Here is a 14675-nt window from a genome sequence, read left to right as displayed (position 1 = left end):
GGCGCTGCCGTTTCCTCAGCCAACCCATATACGGTACGGGGCACACGCAGGCGATCGGCTCACCAGACGCACGCGTCCCACTTGACGTACGAGACGCACGAGGAGATAACCCGGTGGTCACCCAGGAACAGCGGCGGCGTCAGCTCGCCCGGGAGAAGTTCTTGCGGCAGCAGCAGCGGCGCACGGCCGCGCGGCGCAAGTCACACATGCGCAACACGGTGGTCGCGTCGGTCCTCGGCGTGGTCGTCGTCGGCAGTGTGGTGTCGTACGCGACCGGGGTCTTCAAGAACGACGACAAGAAGGCGAATGCCGGCGCGGAGGTCACGCCGAGCGCCTCCCCGACCAGCAAGGCGCCGGATCCGTGCAACAAGCTGGCCGCGGGCGCGGTGAAGTCGCTGAGCTGGAAGAAGGAGCCGGCGATGACCATCGACAAGTCCGCGGACTACACCATGAAGATGGCCACGACCTGCGGAGACGTGGACATCGCGCTCAACGCGGCGGCGGCTCCGCACACCGTGAACTCGTTCGACTTCCTCGCGGGCAAGGGCTACTTCGACCACACGAAGTGCCACCGGCTCACCACCGACGGCATCTACGTGCTGCAGTGCGGCGACCCGCAGGGCACCGGCGCGGGGGGTCCCGGCTACACGATCCCGGACGAGAACCTGAAGGACAAAAGCCTCAAGGGCAACGTGTATCCGGCGGGCACCGTCGCGATGGCGAACCAGTACAACGCCCAGACGAAGCAGGGACGCCACACAGGTGGCAGCCAGTTCTTCCTCGTCTACCAGGACAGTCAGCTGCCGCCCGACTACACACCGTTCGGAACGGTGTCCGACGCGGGAATGAAGGTCCTCAAGAAGATCGCCGCCGCCGGTGCGCAGCCCGCCGACCCTCAGTCGGGCAACACCGCACCGAACGCGACCGTGGTGATCAACAAGGCGACCGTCTCGAAGTCCTGACCCGTCAACCGGGGAACTTCGGTCGCGCGGGATGCGGACAGCCGCCCCGCCGGTCGCCTATGTTGGCCGTGACGAAACTGTGGACGATGCCCGGGGGCCCTGAAGCCCCTCGCAGGCATCATGTGGAGGAGGCGCTGTGAGCAGCGACCCGTGGGGCCGCGTCGACGAGACGGGGACCGTGTACGTGCGTACGGCCGACGGCGAGCAGGTCGTCGGTTCCTGGCAGGCCGGCTCCCCCGATGAGGCGCTGGCCTACTTCGAGCGCAAGTACGAAGGCCTGGTTGTGGAGATCGGCCTCCTCGAGAAGCGAGTGAAGACCACCGACCTGTCGGCGAAGGACGCCCAGACCGCCATCGACCACATCCGCGCGCAGGTGGACGCCCACCACGCGGTCGGTGATCTGGCGGCGCTGAAGGTACGGCTGGACAAGCTCGTCGAGACGGTGGACGCGCGCCGTGAGGAGCGCAAGGTTCAGCGGGCGAAGCAGTCCGACGAGGCCCGGCACTCCAAGGAGGCGCTGGTCACCGAGGCGGAGGAGCTGGCGCAGAGCGACCAGTGGCGGGCGGCCGGTGAGCGGCTGCGCTCCCTGGTGGACACGTGGAAGGGGCTGCCGCGACTCGACCGCAAGTCGGACGACGAGCTGTGGCACCGCTTCTCGCACGCGCGCTCGGCGTTCTCCAAGCGCCGCAAGGCGCACTTCGCCTCGTTGGACGCGCAGCGCGAGGACGCCCGCAAGACCAAGGAGAAGCTGGTCGCGGAGGCCGAGGCGCTGTCCGCCTCGTCGGACTGGGGTCCGACGGCGGCGCGCTACCGCGAGCTGATGGCGGACTGGAAGGCAGCGGGCCGCGCCCAGCGCGAGCACGAGGACGACCTGTGGAACCGCTTCCGCGGCGCCCAGGACGTGTTCTTCGCGGCGCGCGGTTCGGTCTTCGCCGAGCGGGACGCGGAGCAGTCGGAGAACCTGAAGCTCAAGGAGGAGCTGGCCGAGGAGGCCGAGAAGCTCGTCCCGGTGCAGGATCTGAAGGCCGCCCGGGCCACCTTCCGCTCGATCAACGAGCGCTGGGAGGCCATCGGCCATGTGCCGCGTGACGCCCGCCCGAAGGTCGAGGGCCGGATGCACGCGGTGGAGCGGGCTCTGCAGGAGTCCGAGGAGGCCGAGTGGCGCCGGACCAACCCGGAGGCACGCGCGCGTGCCGAGGGGCTGACCGGTCAGCTGCAGGCCGCCGTGGACAAGCTCCAGGGCCAGATCGAGGCGGCGCGCTCCGCGGGCAACACCTCGAAGGCCGACAAGCTCCAGCGGGAGCTCGACGGCCGTCAGGCGCTGCTCGACCAGGCACTGAAGGGCCTGCAGGAGTTCGGCGGCTGAGCAGGCCGTCGCCCTCCGCGCAAGGGCGTACGAAAGGGGCTCCCGTACACCAGTACGGGAGCCCCTTTCGTCTGCCGGCGAGCGACTACGGCTACGGCCTGCGCGCCGAGGTCACCCGGTACACGTCGTACACGCCCTCCACGCCCCGTACCGCCTTCAGGACGTGGCCCAGGTGCTTGGGGTCGCCCATCTCGAAGGTGAAGCGTGAGGTGGCGACACGGTCGCGGGAGGTCTGGACGGCCGCGGACAGGATGTTGACGTGCTGGTCGGACAGGACGCGGGTGACGTCGGAGAGCAGCCGGGAGCGGTCCAGGGCCTCCACCTGGATGGCGACCAGGAAGACCGAGGACTGGGTGGGCGCCCACTCCACGTCGAGGATGCGCTCGGGCTCGCGCGACAGGGACTCCACGTTGACGCAGTCGCTGCGGTGGACCGAGACACCGCTGCCCCGGGTGACGAAGCCGATGATGGGGTCACCGGGGACCGGGGTGCAGCAGCGCGCGAGCTTGACCCACACGTCGTCGACGCCCTTGACGACCACACCCGGGTCGGCGTTCGAGCGCCGCTTACGGCCGCGTCCGCGGGCGGGCGGGACGCTCTCGTCGATCTCCTCGGTGGCCGCCTCCTCGCCGCCGAGGGCCTGCACCAGTTTCTGCACGACGCTCTGCGCGGCGACATGGCCCTCACCGATGGCCGCGTACAGCGAGGAGATGTCGGGGTAGCGCATCTCGTGCGCGAGCGTCACCAGGGAGTCGCCGGTCAGGATGCGCTGGATCGGCAGGTTCTGCTTGCGCATCGCGCGGGCGATGGCGTCCTTGCCCTGCTCGATCGCCTCGTCGCGGCGTTCCTTGGAGAACCACGCGCGGATCTTGTTGCGGGCGCGCGGGGACTTGACGAAGCCGAGCCAGTCGCGGGAGGGTCCGGCGCCGGCCGCCTTGGAGGTGAAGACCTCCACCAAGTCGCCGTTGTCCAGGGTGGATTCGAGGGGGACGAGGCGTCCGTTGACCCGTGCGCCTATGGTGCGGTGGCCGACCTCCGTGTGGACCGCGTACGCGAAGTCCACGGGGGTCGCGCCCGCCGGAAGCGCTATGACGTCGCCCTTGGGCGTGAAGACGAAGACCTCGTTGCGGGACAGGTCGAAGCGCAGGGACTCGAGGAACTCGCTGGGGTCCTCGGTCTCCTTCTGCCAGTCGAGCAACTGGCGCAGCCACGCCATGTCGTTGACCGCGTCCTTGTCCTTGCTGACGCTCTTCGGGGCGTCCGTGCGCACCTTGGAGGCGCCGGCGGAGGGCTCCTGCTTGTACTTCCAGTGCGCGGCGATGCCGTACTCGGCACGGCGGTGCATGTCGAACGTCCTGATCTGGAGTTCGACCGGCTTGCCGTTCGGTCCGATGACCGTCGTGTGCAGCGACTGGTACATGTTGAACTTGGGCATCGCGATGTAGTCCTTGAACCGGCCGGGTACCGGATTCCATCGCGCGTGCACGGTGCCGAGGGCCGCGTAGCAGTCCCTGACGGTGTCCACGAGGACACGGATGCCCACCAGGTCGTAGATCTCCGCGAAGTCACGGCCGCGGACGATCATCTTCTGGTAGACGCTGTAGTAGTGCTTCGGGCGGCCGGTGACGGTCGCCTTGATACGGGCCGCGCGCAGGTCCGACTGGACCTCGTCGGTCACTATGGCCAGGTATTCGTCGCGCTTGGGGGCGCGCTCGGCGACCAGGCGCACGATCTCGTCGTACATCTTGGGGTAGAGGATCGCGAAGGCGAGGTCCTCCAGCTCCCACTTGATGGTGTTCATGCCCAGGCGATGGGCGAGCGGCGCGTAGATCTCCAGGGTCTCGCGCGCCTTCTTCTCCTGCTTCTCGCGCTTGAGGTAACGCATGGTGCGCATGTTGTGCAGGCGGTCGGCGAGCTTGATGACCAGGACGCGGGGGTCCTTGGCCATGGCGACGACCATCTTGCGCACGGTCTCGGCCTGCGCGGCCTCGCCGAACTTGACCTTGTCCAGCTTGGTCACGCCGTCGACGAGCAGGGCGACCTGGTCGCCGAAGTCGCGCTTGAGGGTGTCCAGGCCGTACTCGGTGTCCTCGACGGTGTCGTGCAGCAGGCCCGCCATCAGGGTCGCCGGGTCCATGCCCAGCTCGGCCAGGATGGTGGTCACGGCGAGCGGGTGCGTGATGTACGGGTCGCCGCTCTTGCGCTTCTGGCCGCGGTGCCAGCGCTCGGCGACCTGATAGGCCTTCTCGACCTGCCGGAGCGTGGCCGTCTCGATCTTGGGGTCGTTGCTGCGCACTATCCGCAGCAGGGGCTCCAGGACCGGGTTGTACGGGTTCGAACGCTGCACGCCGAGCCGGGCCAGGCGGGCGCGGACCCGGTTGGAGGAGCCACCGGTGCGCGCGGGCTGGCTCGGGGCCGAACGGACCGCCGGGGTGCTCGCGGCGCGCTCGGGAACGGCCGGCTTGGGGCGGGACTGCCCGGCCGCCTTGTCGTCGCGCGCGGACTGGGCGTGCTCGACCGGCCCGGGAGCGGTGCTCTTCGCGGGCGTGTCCGTGCCACCCGAGGCGGGCTCGGGCTTGGCGGCGGTGAGTGGCTGGGCCTCGTCTGGCAAGAGGGCTCCTCGTGCGCGTTCCGGGTCCCCCGGTCAGGCTCCGGAGACCCCATGGTAGCGATCCTGGGCGCCGGGCTCGCTCTGGGCCGTGGGGAGGGCCCGTACAGGAGGAACGCGAGAGGCGGGCGCCGGATTCCTCCGGGCCCGCCTCCGACGGTGTCCCACGGGTGTCCCAGGCCTTTCCCGAAGGTTTCCTGGGCCTTTCCCGGTCCGATCCGAATCACTCGGATCTGGAGCAGTGCCTCCACTCAGATCTGGAGCAGTGCCTCCAGCGGAGCGCCCGCGAGAGCGGGCTCCAGCCGGCCTCGGCCGCCGAGGAAGCCGAGCTCCATCAGCACGGCGACGCCCGCGACCTCGGCGCCCGCCCGGCGGACGAGCTGGAGCGAGGCCTCGGCGGTGCCGCCGGTGGCGAGGACGTCGTCGACGACCAGGATGCGGTCGCCCGCGTCCAGGTCCTCGGCGTGCACCTCGATCTCGGCGGAGCCGTACTCGAGGTCGTACCTCTGCGACAGGGTCGCTCCGGGGAGCTTGCCAGCCTTCCGAACGGGGATGAAGCCGAGCCCGGCGCGGACGGCGACCGGGGCACCGAGGATGAAGCCGCGGGCCTCCAGGCCGACGATCTTCGTCGCCCCGGTGCGGACGGCGATCTCCGCGAGCGCGCCGGTCAGCGCCTCGAAGGCCACCGGGTCTGCCAGCAGCGGTGTGATGTCCTTGAACATCACGCCCGGCTCCGGGTAGTCGGCCACGTCGCGGATACGGCTGGACAGCAGCGTGGAGACGTCCGTCAGCTCGGTCATCGGCGCTTCCCCGAAGGTCGGCCACGGCCCCGGTTGCGGGACGCGGGCTGGTTACGCGGACCGACGACCGCCGGTGTGGCGCCCTCCGGCTCGTCATCGTCGTCGAACGGGACGGCCGAGACCGGCTCGTCCAGGGGTTCGCCCTTCGCGGCCGCCTGGGCGCGCTTGGCGAGGACGCGCTTCCTGAGCGCCTTCATCTGCGGCTCGCGCTCCTTGAGGTCGGCGACGAGCGGCGTGGCGATGAAGATCGAGGAGTACGCACCGGCGGCGAGGCCGACGAACAGCGAGAGCGAGATGTCGTTGAGCATGCCCGCGCCGAGCACGCCGCCACCGATGAACAGCAGGCCGCCGACGGGCAGCAGCGCGACCACCGTGGTGTTGATCGAGCGGACCAGCGTGCCGTTGATCGAGCGGTCGGCGACCTCGCTGTACGTGTACCGGGTCTGTTTGGTGATGTCCTTCGTCTGCTCCTTGAGGCTGTCGAAGACGACCACCGTGTCGTAGAGCGAGTAACCGAGGATCGTCAGCAGACCGATCACGGTGCCCGGGGTGACCTCGAAGCCCACCAGGGCGTAGATGCCGACCGTGATGGTGATGTCGTGGATCAGGGCGACCAGGGCGGCGACGGCCATGCGCCACTCGAAGGCGATCGCCAGATAGATCACGACGAGGACCATGAAGATCGCCAGGCCCTCCCAGGCCTTGTTGGCGATCTGGTCACCCCAGCTGGGGCCGACCAGGTCGGCGTTGATCTTCTCCGAGTCGACCTTCAGGTCCTTGGAGAGCTGGTCCTTGATCTGGTCCGACTTGTCGGTGTCGATGCCCGCGATCTGGATGCGCAGGCTGCCGTCGCCGAGCTTCTGGACGATGGCGTCGTGACCGGAGGCGTCCTGCGCGTACGTCTCGGCCTGGGTCACCGAGGACGTCATGTGCTTCGGAGTCGTGAAGACGGCTCCGCCCTGGAACTCGATGCCCATGTTCAGGCCGCGCACCGTCAGACCGAGGATGGCCGTGATGGTGATCAGGATCGAGATGGCGTACCAGATCTTGCGCTTGCCGACGAAGTCGTAGCCGATCTCACCGCGGTGGAGCCGGGCGCCGAGGGTGCCGAGTTTCGACATCTCACGCCTCCTTCGTGTCGACGGGGGCGGACGCGCGACGGGTGCGGCGCAGCGGCGGCTGGGCGCCCAGTCGCTTCGGGTCGAGTCCGGACCAGCTGTGGCCGCTCGCGAAGAACTTCTTCCGGGCGAGGATCGTCATCAGCGGCTTGGTGAAGAGGAAGACGACGACCACGTCGAGCAGGGTGGTCAGACCGAGGGTGAACGCGAAGCCCTGGACCTTGCCGACGGTGACGATGAAGAGCACCGCGGCGGCGAGGAACGACACGAAGTCGGAGACCAGGATGGTGCGCCGGGCGCGCGGCCAGGCACGCTCAACGGCGGGGCGCAGGCTGCGGCCCTCGCGGATCTCGTCCCGGATGCGTTCGAAGAACACGATGAACGAGTCCGCCGTGATACCGATCGCGACGATCGCGCCACAGACGGCCGGCAGGTTCAGCGCGAATCCGATGGCTGGACCGAGCAACGCCATGATCACGTACGTGAGGACGGCGGAGACCATCAGGGAGGCGATGGCGATGATCGACAGGCCCCGGTAGTAGACCACCAGGTAGATGATGACCAGGCCCAGGCCGATCGCGCCCGCGATCAGACCGGCGTGCAGCTGCTCGCCGCCGAGGGCCGCCGTCACGGTGGTGACGCTCGCCTCCTTGAAGGTGAGCGGCAGCGCGCCGTACTTCAGCATGTTGGCCAGGTCCTGCGCCTCGGTCTGCGTGAAGCTGCCGGAGATCTCCGCGTTTCCGCCGGTCAGCGCCTGGCTGACGTACGGGTCGGAGACGACCTCGCCGTCGAGGACGATGGCGAACTGGTTCTGCGGGGACTGGTTCTGCGCGAGCTTGCCGGTGATGCTGGCGAACTTCTTGGAGCCACCGGACGTGAAGTCCATGGTGACCTTCCAGCCCGCGGCGCTCTGGGTGTCGAAGACGGCCGCGGCGCTCTTGATGTCCGTGCCGGAGACCTCGGCGGGGCCGAGCACGTACTTCTGCCACTGACCCGAGGAGTTCTGGCCACAGGCCACGGTGGGGTCGGTGGGCTTGACGCCGTCACCGGCCTTGGCGCGGACCGCCTTGTCGGTGCAGTCGAGCGCGACGTACTGGGCCTGGAGCTTGGCGGCCGCGGGGTCGACGCTGCCGCTCGGCGACGGCGTGGTGCCGGTGGAGGCCGACGACTTCGCGGAGGGGCTCCCGGACGGCGTGGCGTCGGCCTTCAGGGCGTCCGTGACCGCACGGCCCTGGGAGGTGGCCGTGGCCGACGGAGTCGCGGAGCTCGACGACGTCGCCTTGTCGGTCGCCTTGCCGGTCGCCTTGTCGCTCGCCTTGTCCTTCGAGGAGTCGCTGCTGGAGGCGCTCGGCGAGGGGCTGGCCGTCGCGGCGTTCCCGGAGACCTCGGTGGCCAGCACCGGGCGGAAGTAGAGCTTGGCGGTGGTACCGACCTGCTCCCGGGCCTGCTTGGAGTTCGTGCCCTTGGGGATGTTGACGATGATGTTGCGATCGCCCTGGGTCTGGACCTCTGCCTCGGAGACACCAAGACCATTGACACGGCGGTTCATGATGTCGACCGCGGTGTTCATGTTGGTCTTGTTGATCGCGTTCGGCTGGCCCGGCTCGTTCTTCGCCTCCAGCGTGATGCTGGTGCCGCCGGCGAGGTCGATGCCGAGACGCGGGGTGGAATGCCCGGAGAGGAACATCCCCCCGGTGAGCGCCACGATGGCGATCAGGATGAGGGCAAGCGAGCGCCCCGGCCTGCTCTGGGCACTCGCGCTCCGGCCCTTCTTCGGTGCTGCCACCTTCTCGTACTCCCTCTCGGGCCGCCTCGCGCGGGGTCAGCGCGTGGGCGGCCATGACATGGTGTCGGGACTCCGTGCGACAGAGGCACATCCCTTGGGTTCACGGGGCGCGAGCGGATCGCGCCGTGTTCCCCCGGGGATGCTACTTCGCGCCGGACTCGCCGTCGGTCTTCTTCGGCTCTGCTTCGTCGCCCTCGGCCGCCTTCGCGTCGGCGGGCTCGTCCGCGGCGTCCTTCTTGCCGAGGTCGATGGGCTTGTCGTCGGAGGCGTCGGAAGCGGCGTCGGCGGCGGGCTCGTCGGTCTCGGTGAGGGAGGAGGCGTCGTCCGGGACAACCGAACCGTCGGCCTCGAGGTCGTGCTCGATGCCGTGCACGATGCGGTTGTACTCGTCGTCGGTGAGGACGGCGCCGATCGAGTTCTTCGCGAAGAGGAGGTCCACGCCGGGGCCCGCGTCAAGGAGGACCGAGTCCTCGTTGACCTCCTTCACGGTGGCGTACATGCCACCGATCGTGCGCACGCCGGAGCCGGGCTGCATCTCATTGCGCATGGAAGCAGCCTGCTGCTGCTTCTTCTTGGCAGACCGGGTCATCAGGAACATGGCCCCGATGAGCACGATGAACGGGAGGAGGGTCACGAGACTCACGGGTCGGAACTTCCTTCTTCGACCGCGATGGTGAGCGGCCTGCTGGATGGGGGTATGTATGTCGCCGACAAGGGCGGCATCGGCGGAGTCTAAGCGAGTCCGCACTCAGGGAACAACGCTCAGCATGGCACCGGGGTTCCTGACCCCGCGAGTGCCCGCGCCGTCACGCCCCGAACAGGTCCCCTTGTCCGTTTCCCCCCATGGCCCGCTGGGGCGGGGTGAGACCGAGATGTGCCCATGCCGCCGGAGTCGCGACGCGACCACGGGGCGTACGGGCGAGCAGTCCCTCGCGCACCAGGAAGGGCTCGGCGACCTCCTCCACGGTCTCCCGCTCCTCCCCCACGGCGACCGCGAGCGTGGACAGTCCCACCGGGCCGCCGCCGAAGAGCTTCAGCAGGGCTTCCAGGACTCCTCGGTCGAGGCGGTCGAGACCGCGGGCGTCGACCTCGTAGACCTTCAGCGCCGCGGAGGCGATCTCGCGGGTGATCACGCCGTCGGCCTTGACCTGCGCGTAGTCCCGGACGCGGCGCAGCAGACGGTTGGCGATACGGGGCGTGCCGCGGGAGCGGCCGGCGATCTCGGCGGCGCCCTCGGTGCCGATCTCGACGTCGAGGAGGTTCGCGGAGCGGTGGATGACGCGCTGGAGCTCCGCGGGCTCGTAGAACTCCATGTGCGCGGTGAAGCCGAAGCGGTCGCGCAGCGGGGGCGGGAGCAGTCCTGCCCGGGTGGTGGCGCCGACGAGGGTGAACGGCGGCAGCTCCAGGGGGATCGCGGTGGCCCCCGGGCCCTTGCCGACGATCACGTCGACCCGGAAGTCCTCCATCGCCATGTAGAGCATCTCTTCCGCGGGCCGGGACATGCGATGGATCTCGTCCAGGAAGAGCACCTCGCCCTCCTGGAGCGAGGAGAGGATCGCGGCGAGGTCCCCGGCGTGCTGGATGGCGGGGCCGCTGGTGATGCGGATGGGGGCGCCCATCTCGGCCGCGATGATCATCGAGAGGGTGGTCTTGCCGAGGCCGGGGGCGCCGGAGAGCAGCACGTGGTCGGCGGTGGCGCCGCGGGCGCGGGCGGCGCGCAGCACGAGGTCGAGCTGCTCGCGGACCTTCTCCTGGCCGATGAACTCGTCCAGGTCCTTGGGGCGCAGGGCCGCCTCGACGGCCTGGTCCTCACGGTCGGCGGACGCGCCGACGAGCCGGTCGGCGGCGGTCTCGTCGGTCGTGTCGTCCCAGTTCATTGCGTGTGCCTCGCGGTGTGGTGGTGGGGCGGCCGGTGGGTCGGCGGGCGCCGGTCGGGTCGGGCGGCGGGCCGCCGGGTCAGCGGGCGCGGTTGAGGGTCTGCAGGGCGGCCTTCAGGAGCCGGCCCACCTGCGGTGTGCCCTCCTCGGCCTCGGCCTGCGGGGCGACCGCGGAGACCGCCTCGTCGGCTTCGCGGGTGGCGTATCCGAGGCCGATCAGCGCGGCGTGCAGCTGCTCGCGCCAGCCGGTGCTGACCGGGGTGCCGATCCCGGCGCCCGTGCCGAGCGGCTCGCCGAGCCGGTCCTTGAGCTCCAGCAGGAGTTTCTGGGCTCCCCGCTTGCCGATGCCGGGCACGGCGGTGAGCGCCTTCTCGTCACCCGTGGCGATCGCCCGGCGCAGAGCGTCGGGGGTGTGCACGGCGAGCATGGCCTGGGCGAGGCGCGGGCCGACACCGCTCGCGGTCTGCAGCAGCACGAAGGTCACGCGCTCGTCGTCGTCCGCGAAGCCGTACAGGGTCAGGGAGTCCTCGCGGACGACCAGGGAGGTGGCGAGTCTGGCCGGCTGTCCCATGCGGAGGGTGGCGAGGGTGCCGGGCGTGCACTGGACGGCGATGCCGATGCCGCCGACCTCCACCACCGCTGAGTCGGGGGCGAGAGCGGCGACCGGGCCGCTGACGAAGGCGATCATGCGGTACGGCCTTTCGATGCGTGGTGCGGTGCGGACTGCGACGCCGCCTGCGCCGCGTGCAGGGCGGCCGCCTGCTGGAGTCGGTTCTGCGCGACGGCCTGCTGGAGTCGGTTCTGGGCGGGCGCGCGCCAGATGTGGCAGATCGCCAGCGCGAGGGCGTCGGCGGCGTCGGCGGGCTTGGGCGGCGCGTCCAGCCGGAGCAGCCGGGTGACCATCGCGCCGACCTGGGCCTTGTCCGCGCGTCCGCTGCCGGTGACGGCGGCCTTGACCTCGCTCGGGGTGTGCAGGGCGACGGGGATGCCGCGCCGGGCGGCACAGAGCATGGCGACGGCGCTGGCCTGGGCGGTGCCCATCACCGTACGGACGTTGTGCTGGCTGAACACCCGCTCCACGGCGACGCATTCGGGCGCGTACTCGTCGAGCCACCGCTCGATGCCCTGCTCGACGGCGACGAGGCGCAGGCCCAACTCGGCGTCGGCCGGGGTGCGTACGACACCGACCCCGCGCATGGTCAGGGGCCGGCCCGCGACTCCTTCGACCACGCCGACGCCGCATCGGGTCAGCCCGGGGTCGACACCCAGTACCCGCACCCCGGTCCCCCTTCGTCGCTCTCCCCGGTCACCCACTGGTGACAGCTGTTCGTGCAGGCTATCGGGTGCCACTGACAAAGCGACGGGCCGACGGGTGTGTCCCGTCGGCCCGTTCGGCTGTCGGCGGCTCAGGCGTCGACCTTCTCCATGACCTCGTCGCTGACGTCGAAGTTGGCGAAGACGTTCTGCACGTCGTCGCTGTCCTCGAGTGCGTCGATCAGCTTGAAGATCTTCCGGGCGCCCTCCTCGTCCAGCTCGACCTGCATGGTCGGGACGAAGTTGGCGTCCGCGGAGTCGTAGTCGATCCCGGCGTCCTGGAGGGCGGTGCGCACGGCGACCAGGTCGGTCGCCTCGGAGATGACCTCGAAGGACTCACCGAGGTCGTTGACCTCCTCGGCGCCCGCGTCGAGCACGGCACCCAGGACGTCGTCCTCGGTCAGGCCGCCCTTGGGGACGATGACGACGCCCTTGCGGTTGAAGAGGTACGAGACCGAACCCGGGTCGGCCATGTTGCCGCCGTTGCGGGTCATGGCGACGCGGACGTCCGAGGCGGCGCGGTTACGGTTGTCGGTGAGGCACTCGATGAGCACCGCGACACCGTTCGGGCCGTAACCCTCGTACATGATCGTCTCGTAGTCGGCGCCACCGGCTTCGAGGCCGGCGCCGCGCTTGACCGCCGAGTCGATGTTCTTGTTCGGGACCGAGCTCTTCTTGGCCTTCTGGATGGCGTCGAAGAGCGTCGGGTTGCCGGACACGTCGGCGCCGCCCGTGCGGGCCGCCACCTCGATGTTCTTGATCATCTTCGCGAAGAGCTTGCCGCGCTTGGCGTCGATCACGGCCTTCTTGTGCTTCGTCGTAGCCCATTTAGAGTGGCCGGACATCTGCCTGTCTCCTTCGCGTAACCCATCCTGTACGAACTCCCCCACACTTTAAGAGCCTGGGGGACCCCCAGATCCTACAAGGAGCCGGGTGTCCGGTTCGCGCGCACCATGTCGACGAACAGGCCGTGCACGCGGTGGTCTCCGGTCAGTTCGGGGTGGAACGACGTGGCGAGCGCGTTGCCCTGGCGCACGGCGACGATGTGGCCCTCGTGCATGGCCAGCACTTCCGCCTCCGCGCCCACGGACTCGACCCAGGGGGCCCGGATGAAGACGCCCTCCACAGGATCGCCCCCGACCCCCTCGACGTCGACCGCCGCTTCGAAGGACTCGTTCTGGCGTCCGAAGGCGTTGCGGCGCACGATCATGTCGATGCCGCCGATCGTCTCCTGCCCGGAGCGCGGGTCGAGGATCTTGTCGGCGAGCATGATCATGCCGGCGCAGGTGCCGTACACGGGCATCCCTTCACGCACGCGCGCGCGGAGGGGCTCCATCATGCCGAAGAGGTGGGCGAGCTTGGAGATGGTGGTGGACTCGCCGCCGGGGATGACCAGGCCATCCACCTCGGCGAGTTCCTCGGGGCGCCGTACCGCCCTGGCCACGGCGTCGGCCGCGGCCAGGGCGATGAGGTGCTCCCGTACGTCACCCTGGAGGGCCAGGACGCCTATGACGGGGGTGCTCATGAGTGGTGTGTCCTACCAGCCGCGGTTGGCGTAGCGCTCGGCCTCGGGGAGGGTGTCGCAGTTGATGCCGACCATGGCCTCGCCCAGGTTGCGGGACGCGTCCGCGATGATCTTCGGGTCGTCGTAGAAGGTGGTGGCCTTCACGATGGCGGCGGCGCGCTTGGCCGGGTCGCCGGACTTGAAGATGCCGGAGCCGACGAAGACGCCCTCGGCGCCGAGCTGACGCATCAGCGCCGCGTCGGCCGGAGTGGCGACGCCACCCGCGGAGAACAGCACCACCGGGAGCTTGCCGAGCTCGGCGACCTCCTTGACGATCTCGTAGGGGGCGCGCAGTTCCTTGGCCGCGGCGTACAGCTCGTTGTTGTCGTAGCCGCGCAGCCTGGCGATCTCGTTCTTGATCTGGCGCAGGTGGCGGACGGCCTCGACGACGTTGCCGGTGCCGGCCTCGCCCTTGGAGCGGATCATGGCGGCGCCCTCGGCGATGCGGCGCAGGGCCTCGCCCAGGTTGGTGGCACCGCAGACGAAGGGGGTCGTGAACGCCCACTTGTCGGAGTGGTTGACCTCGTCGGCCGGGGTGAGGACCTCGGACTCGTCGATGTAGTCGACGCCGAGGGACTGCAGGACCTGGGCCTCGACGAAGTGGCCGATGCGGGACTTGGCCATCACCGGGATCGAGACGGCGTCGATGATGCCCTCGATCATGTCCGGGTCGGACATCCGGGCCACGCCGCCGTCCTTGCGGATGTCGGCCGGGACCCGCTCCAGGGCCATGACGGCGACGGCGCCCGCGTCCTCGGCGATCTTCGCCTGGTCCGGGGTGACGACGTCCATGATCACGCCGCCCTTGAGCTGCTCGGCCATGCCGCGCTTCACTCGGGCGGTGCCGGTCGCCGCGTTGTCTTCGGGGCGGGCGGGGGTGGGGAGCGTGCTGGACACGGGTTGACCTCACTCGGTGAAAGAGGGTTTCTGCAGTACCGAGGAAACGGGAGTGGACCAGGCCACTGCAAGGGCCAATGGGGACCCGGTGGATCGTTTTCCGCCCCCGCCGCCCCTACCCGACCCATCCCTGGGGGCTCCGCCCCCAGACCCCCGCCAGGGGCGCTGCGCCCCCTGGACCCCCGCCTCGCCCGAAGGGCTCGTCCTCAAACGCCGGACGGGCTGAAAGACATGACCCCGGCCGGAACCATGCGGCACACGCCGCTACCGCCAGCGCAAGCCCGCATCTCCAGCGCAACCCGCATCTCCACCACAAGCCCGCATCTTCAGCGCGGGCCCGCATCTCCAGTGCAGCCCGTCTCCAGGCACGAGCCCGCACCTCC

At 69.7% G+C, this 14675-nt stretch carries 13 protein-coding genes; 2 read left to right on the top strand and 11 right to left on the bottom strand.

Features of this window, described 5'->3' with window-relative positions:
• The first annotated feature begins 113 nt into the window (after positions 1-113).
• Both OG199_RS33570 and OG199_RS33565 read left to right on the top strand, forming a co-directional pair.
• Positions 114-962: a peptidylprolyl isomerase gene (locus OG199_RS33570; RefSeq protein ID WP_405832612.1), complete on the top strand. Its 849-nt coding sequence runs from the start codon at positions 114-116 to the stop codon at positions 960-962.
• Between the two features lie 136 nt (positions 963-1098).
• Positions 1099-2328 carry a DUF349 domain-containing protein gene (locus OG199_RS33565; RefSeq protein WP_401802662.1) on the top strand — a complete coding sequence of 410 codons (1230 nt, stop codon included), beginning with the start codon at positions 1099-1101 and terminating at the stop codon, positions 2326-2328.
• A 91-nt stretch (positions 2329-2419) separates the two neighbouring features.
• Here OG199_RS33565 and OG199_RS33560 read toward each other — a convergent pair whose 3' ends face one another.
• From OG199_RS33560 to pdxS, 11 genes are all read right to left on the bottom strand, one after another.
• Positions 2420-4939: a RelA/SpoT family protein gene (locus OG199_RS33560; protein ID WP_401802663.1), complete on the bottom strand. Its 2520-nt coding sequence runs from the start codon at positions 4937-4939 to the stop codon at positions 2420-2422.
• A gap of 248 nt (positions 4940-5187) precedes the next feature.
• A complete protein-coding gene (locus OG199_RS33555; protein ID WP_356808053.1) occupies positions 5188-5736 on the bottom strand; it encodes an adenine phosphoribosyltransferase in 549 nt (182 codons plus the stop codon).
• Entirely contained in the window at positions 5733-6857 is a 1125-nt protein-coding gene (secF, locus tag OG199_RS33550; RefSeq protein WP_266697728.1) for a protein translocase subunit SecF, read from the bottom strand. Before secF ends, OG199_RS33555 begins: the two co-directional genes overlap by 4 nt.
• A 1-nt stretch (position 6858) precedes the next feature.
• The gene (secD, locus tag OG199_RS33545) at positions 6859-8640 is read right to left on the bottom strand and encodes a protein translocase subunit SecD (protein ID WP_405832609.1); all 1782 of its coding nucleotides are present in this window, start codon (positions 8638-8640) and stop codon (positions 6859-6861) included.
• Positions 8641-8782: 142 nt separating this feature from the next.
• Positions 8783-9283, bottom strand: a complete 501-nt coding sequence (yajC, locus tag OG199_RS33540; RefSeq protein WP_266697730.1) for a preprotein translocase subunit YajC — start codon at positions 9281-9283, stop codon at positions 8783-8785.
• A gap of 163 nt (positions 9284-9446) precedes the next feature.
• Positions 9447-10517: a Holliday junction branch migration DNA helicase RuvB gene (gene ruvB / locus OG199_RS33535; RefSeq protein ID WP_356808058.1), complete on the bottom strand. Its 1071-nt coding sequence runs from the start codon at positions 10515-10517 to the stop codon at positions 9447-9449.
• 79 nt (positions 10518-10596) lie between these two features.
• Positions 10597-11205 (bottom strand): Holliday junction branch migration protein RuvA, encoded by a 609-nt coding sequence (gene ruvA / locus OG199_RS33530; protein WP_402176779.1) that lies wholly within the window; start codon positions 11203-11205, stop codon positions 10597-10599.
• Positions 11202-11795: a crossover junction endodeoxyribonuclease RuvC gene (gene ruvC, locus OG199_RS33525; RefSeq protein WP_356808060.1), complete on the bottom strand. Its 594-nt coding sequence runs from the start codon at positions 11793-11795 to the stop codon at positions 11202-11204. The genes ruvA and ruvC overlap by 4 nt, the downstream gene beginning before the upstream one ends.
• 128 nt (positions 11796-11923) lie before the next feature.
• A complete protein-coding gene (locus tag OG199_RS33520; RefSeq protein ID WP_351721306.1) occupies positions 11924-12676 on the bottom strand; it encodes a YebC/PmpR family DNA-binding transcriptional regulator in 753 nt (250 codons plus the stop codon).
• Positions 12677-12750: 74 nt separating this feature from the next.
• Positions 12751-13356 (bottom strand): pyridoxal 5'-phosphate synthase glutaminase subunit PdxT, encoded by a 606-nt coding sequence (pdxT, locus tag OG199_RS33515; RefSeq protein ID WP_266697735.1) that lies wholly within the window; start codon positions 13354-13356, stop codon positions 12751-12753.
• 12 nt (positions 13357-13368) lie between these two features.
• Positions 13369-14217: a pyridoxal 5'-phosphate synthase lyase subunit PdxS gene (pdxS, locus tag OG199_RS33510; protein WP_248002464.1), complete on the bottom strand. Its 849-nt coding sequence runs from the start codon at positions 14215-14217 to the stop codon at positions 13369-13371.
• Positions 14218-14675: the final 458 nt, after the last annotated feature.

This window comes from Streptomyces sp. NBC_01176 (genome assembly GCF_045039825.1).
In the GTDB taxonomy this organism is placed as follows: Bacteria; Actinomycetota; Actinomycetes; order Streptomycetales; family Streptomycetaceae; genus Streptomyces.
The sequence above is the reverse complement of the archived record's forward strand: the minus strand, read 5'-3'. Positions and strand labels throughout refer to the sequence as shown.

Excerpts from the sequence above, each read along its gene's own strand:
- OG199_RS33520 (WP_351721306.1), bottom strand. The coding sequence starts at position 12,676 with ATGTCCGGCCACTCTAAATGGGCTACGACGAAGCACAAGAAGGCCGTG.
- pdxT (WP_266697735.1), bottom strand. The coding sequence starts at position 13,356 with ATGAGCACCCCCGTCATAGGCGTCCTGGCCCTCCAGGGTGACGTACGG.
- pdxS (WP_248002464.1), bottom strand. The coding sequence starts at position 14,217 with ATGGCCGAGCAGCTCAAGGGCGGCGTGATCATGGACGTCGTCACCCCG.
- ruvA (WP_402176779.1), bottom strand. The coding sequence starts at position 11,205 with ATGATCGCCTTCGTCAGCGGCCCGGTCGCCGCTCTCGCCCCCGACTCA.
- ruvB (WP_356808058.1), bottom strand. The coding sequence starts at position 10,517 with ATGAACTGGGACGACACGACCGACGAGACCGCCGCCGACCGGCTCGTC.
- OG199_RS33555 (WP_356808053.1), bottom strand. The coding sequence starts at position 5,736 with ATGACCGAGCTGACGGACGTCTCCACGCTGCTGTCCAGCCGTATCCGC.
- secF (WP_266697728.1), bottom strand. The coding sequence starts at position 6,857 with ATGTCGAAACTCGGCACCCTCGGCGCCCGGCTCCACCGCGGTGAGATC.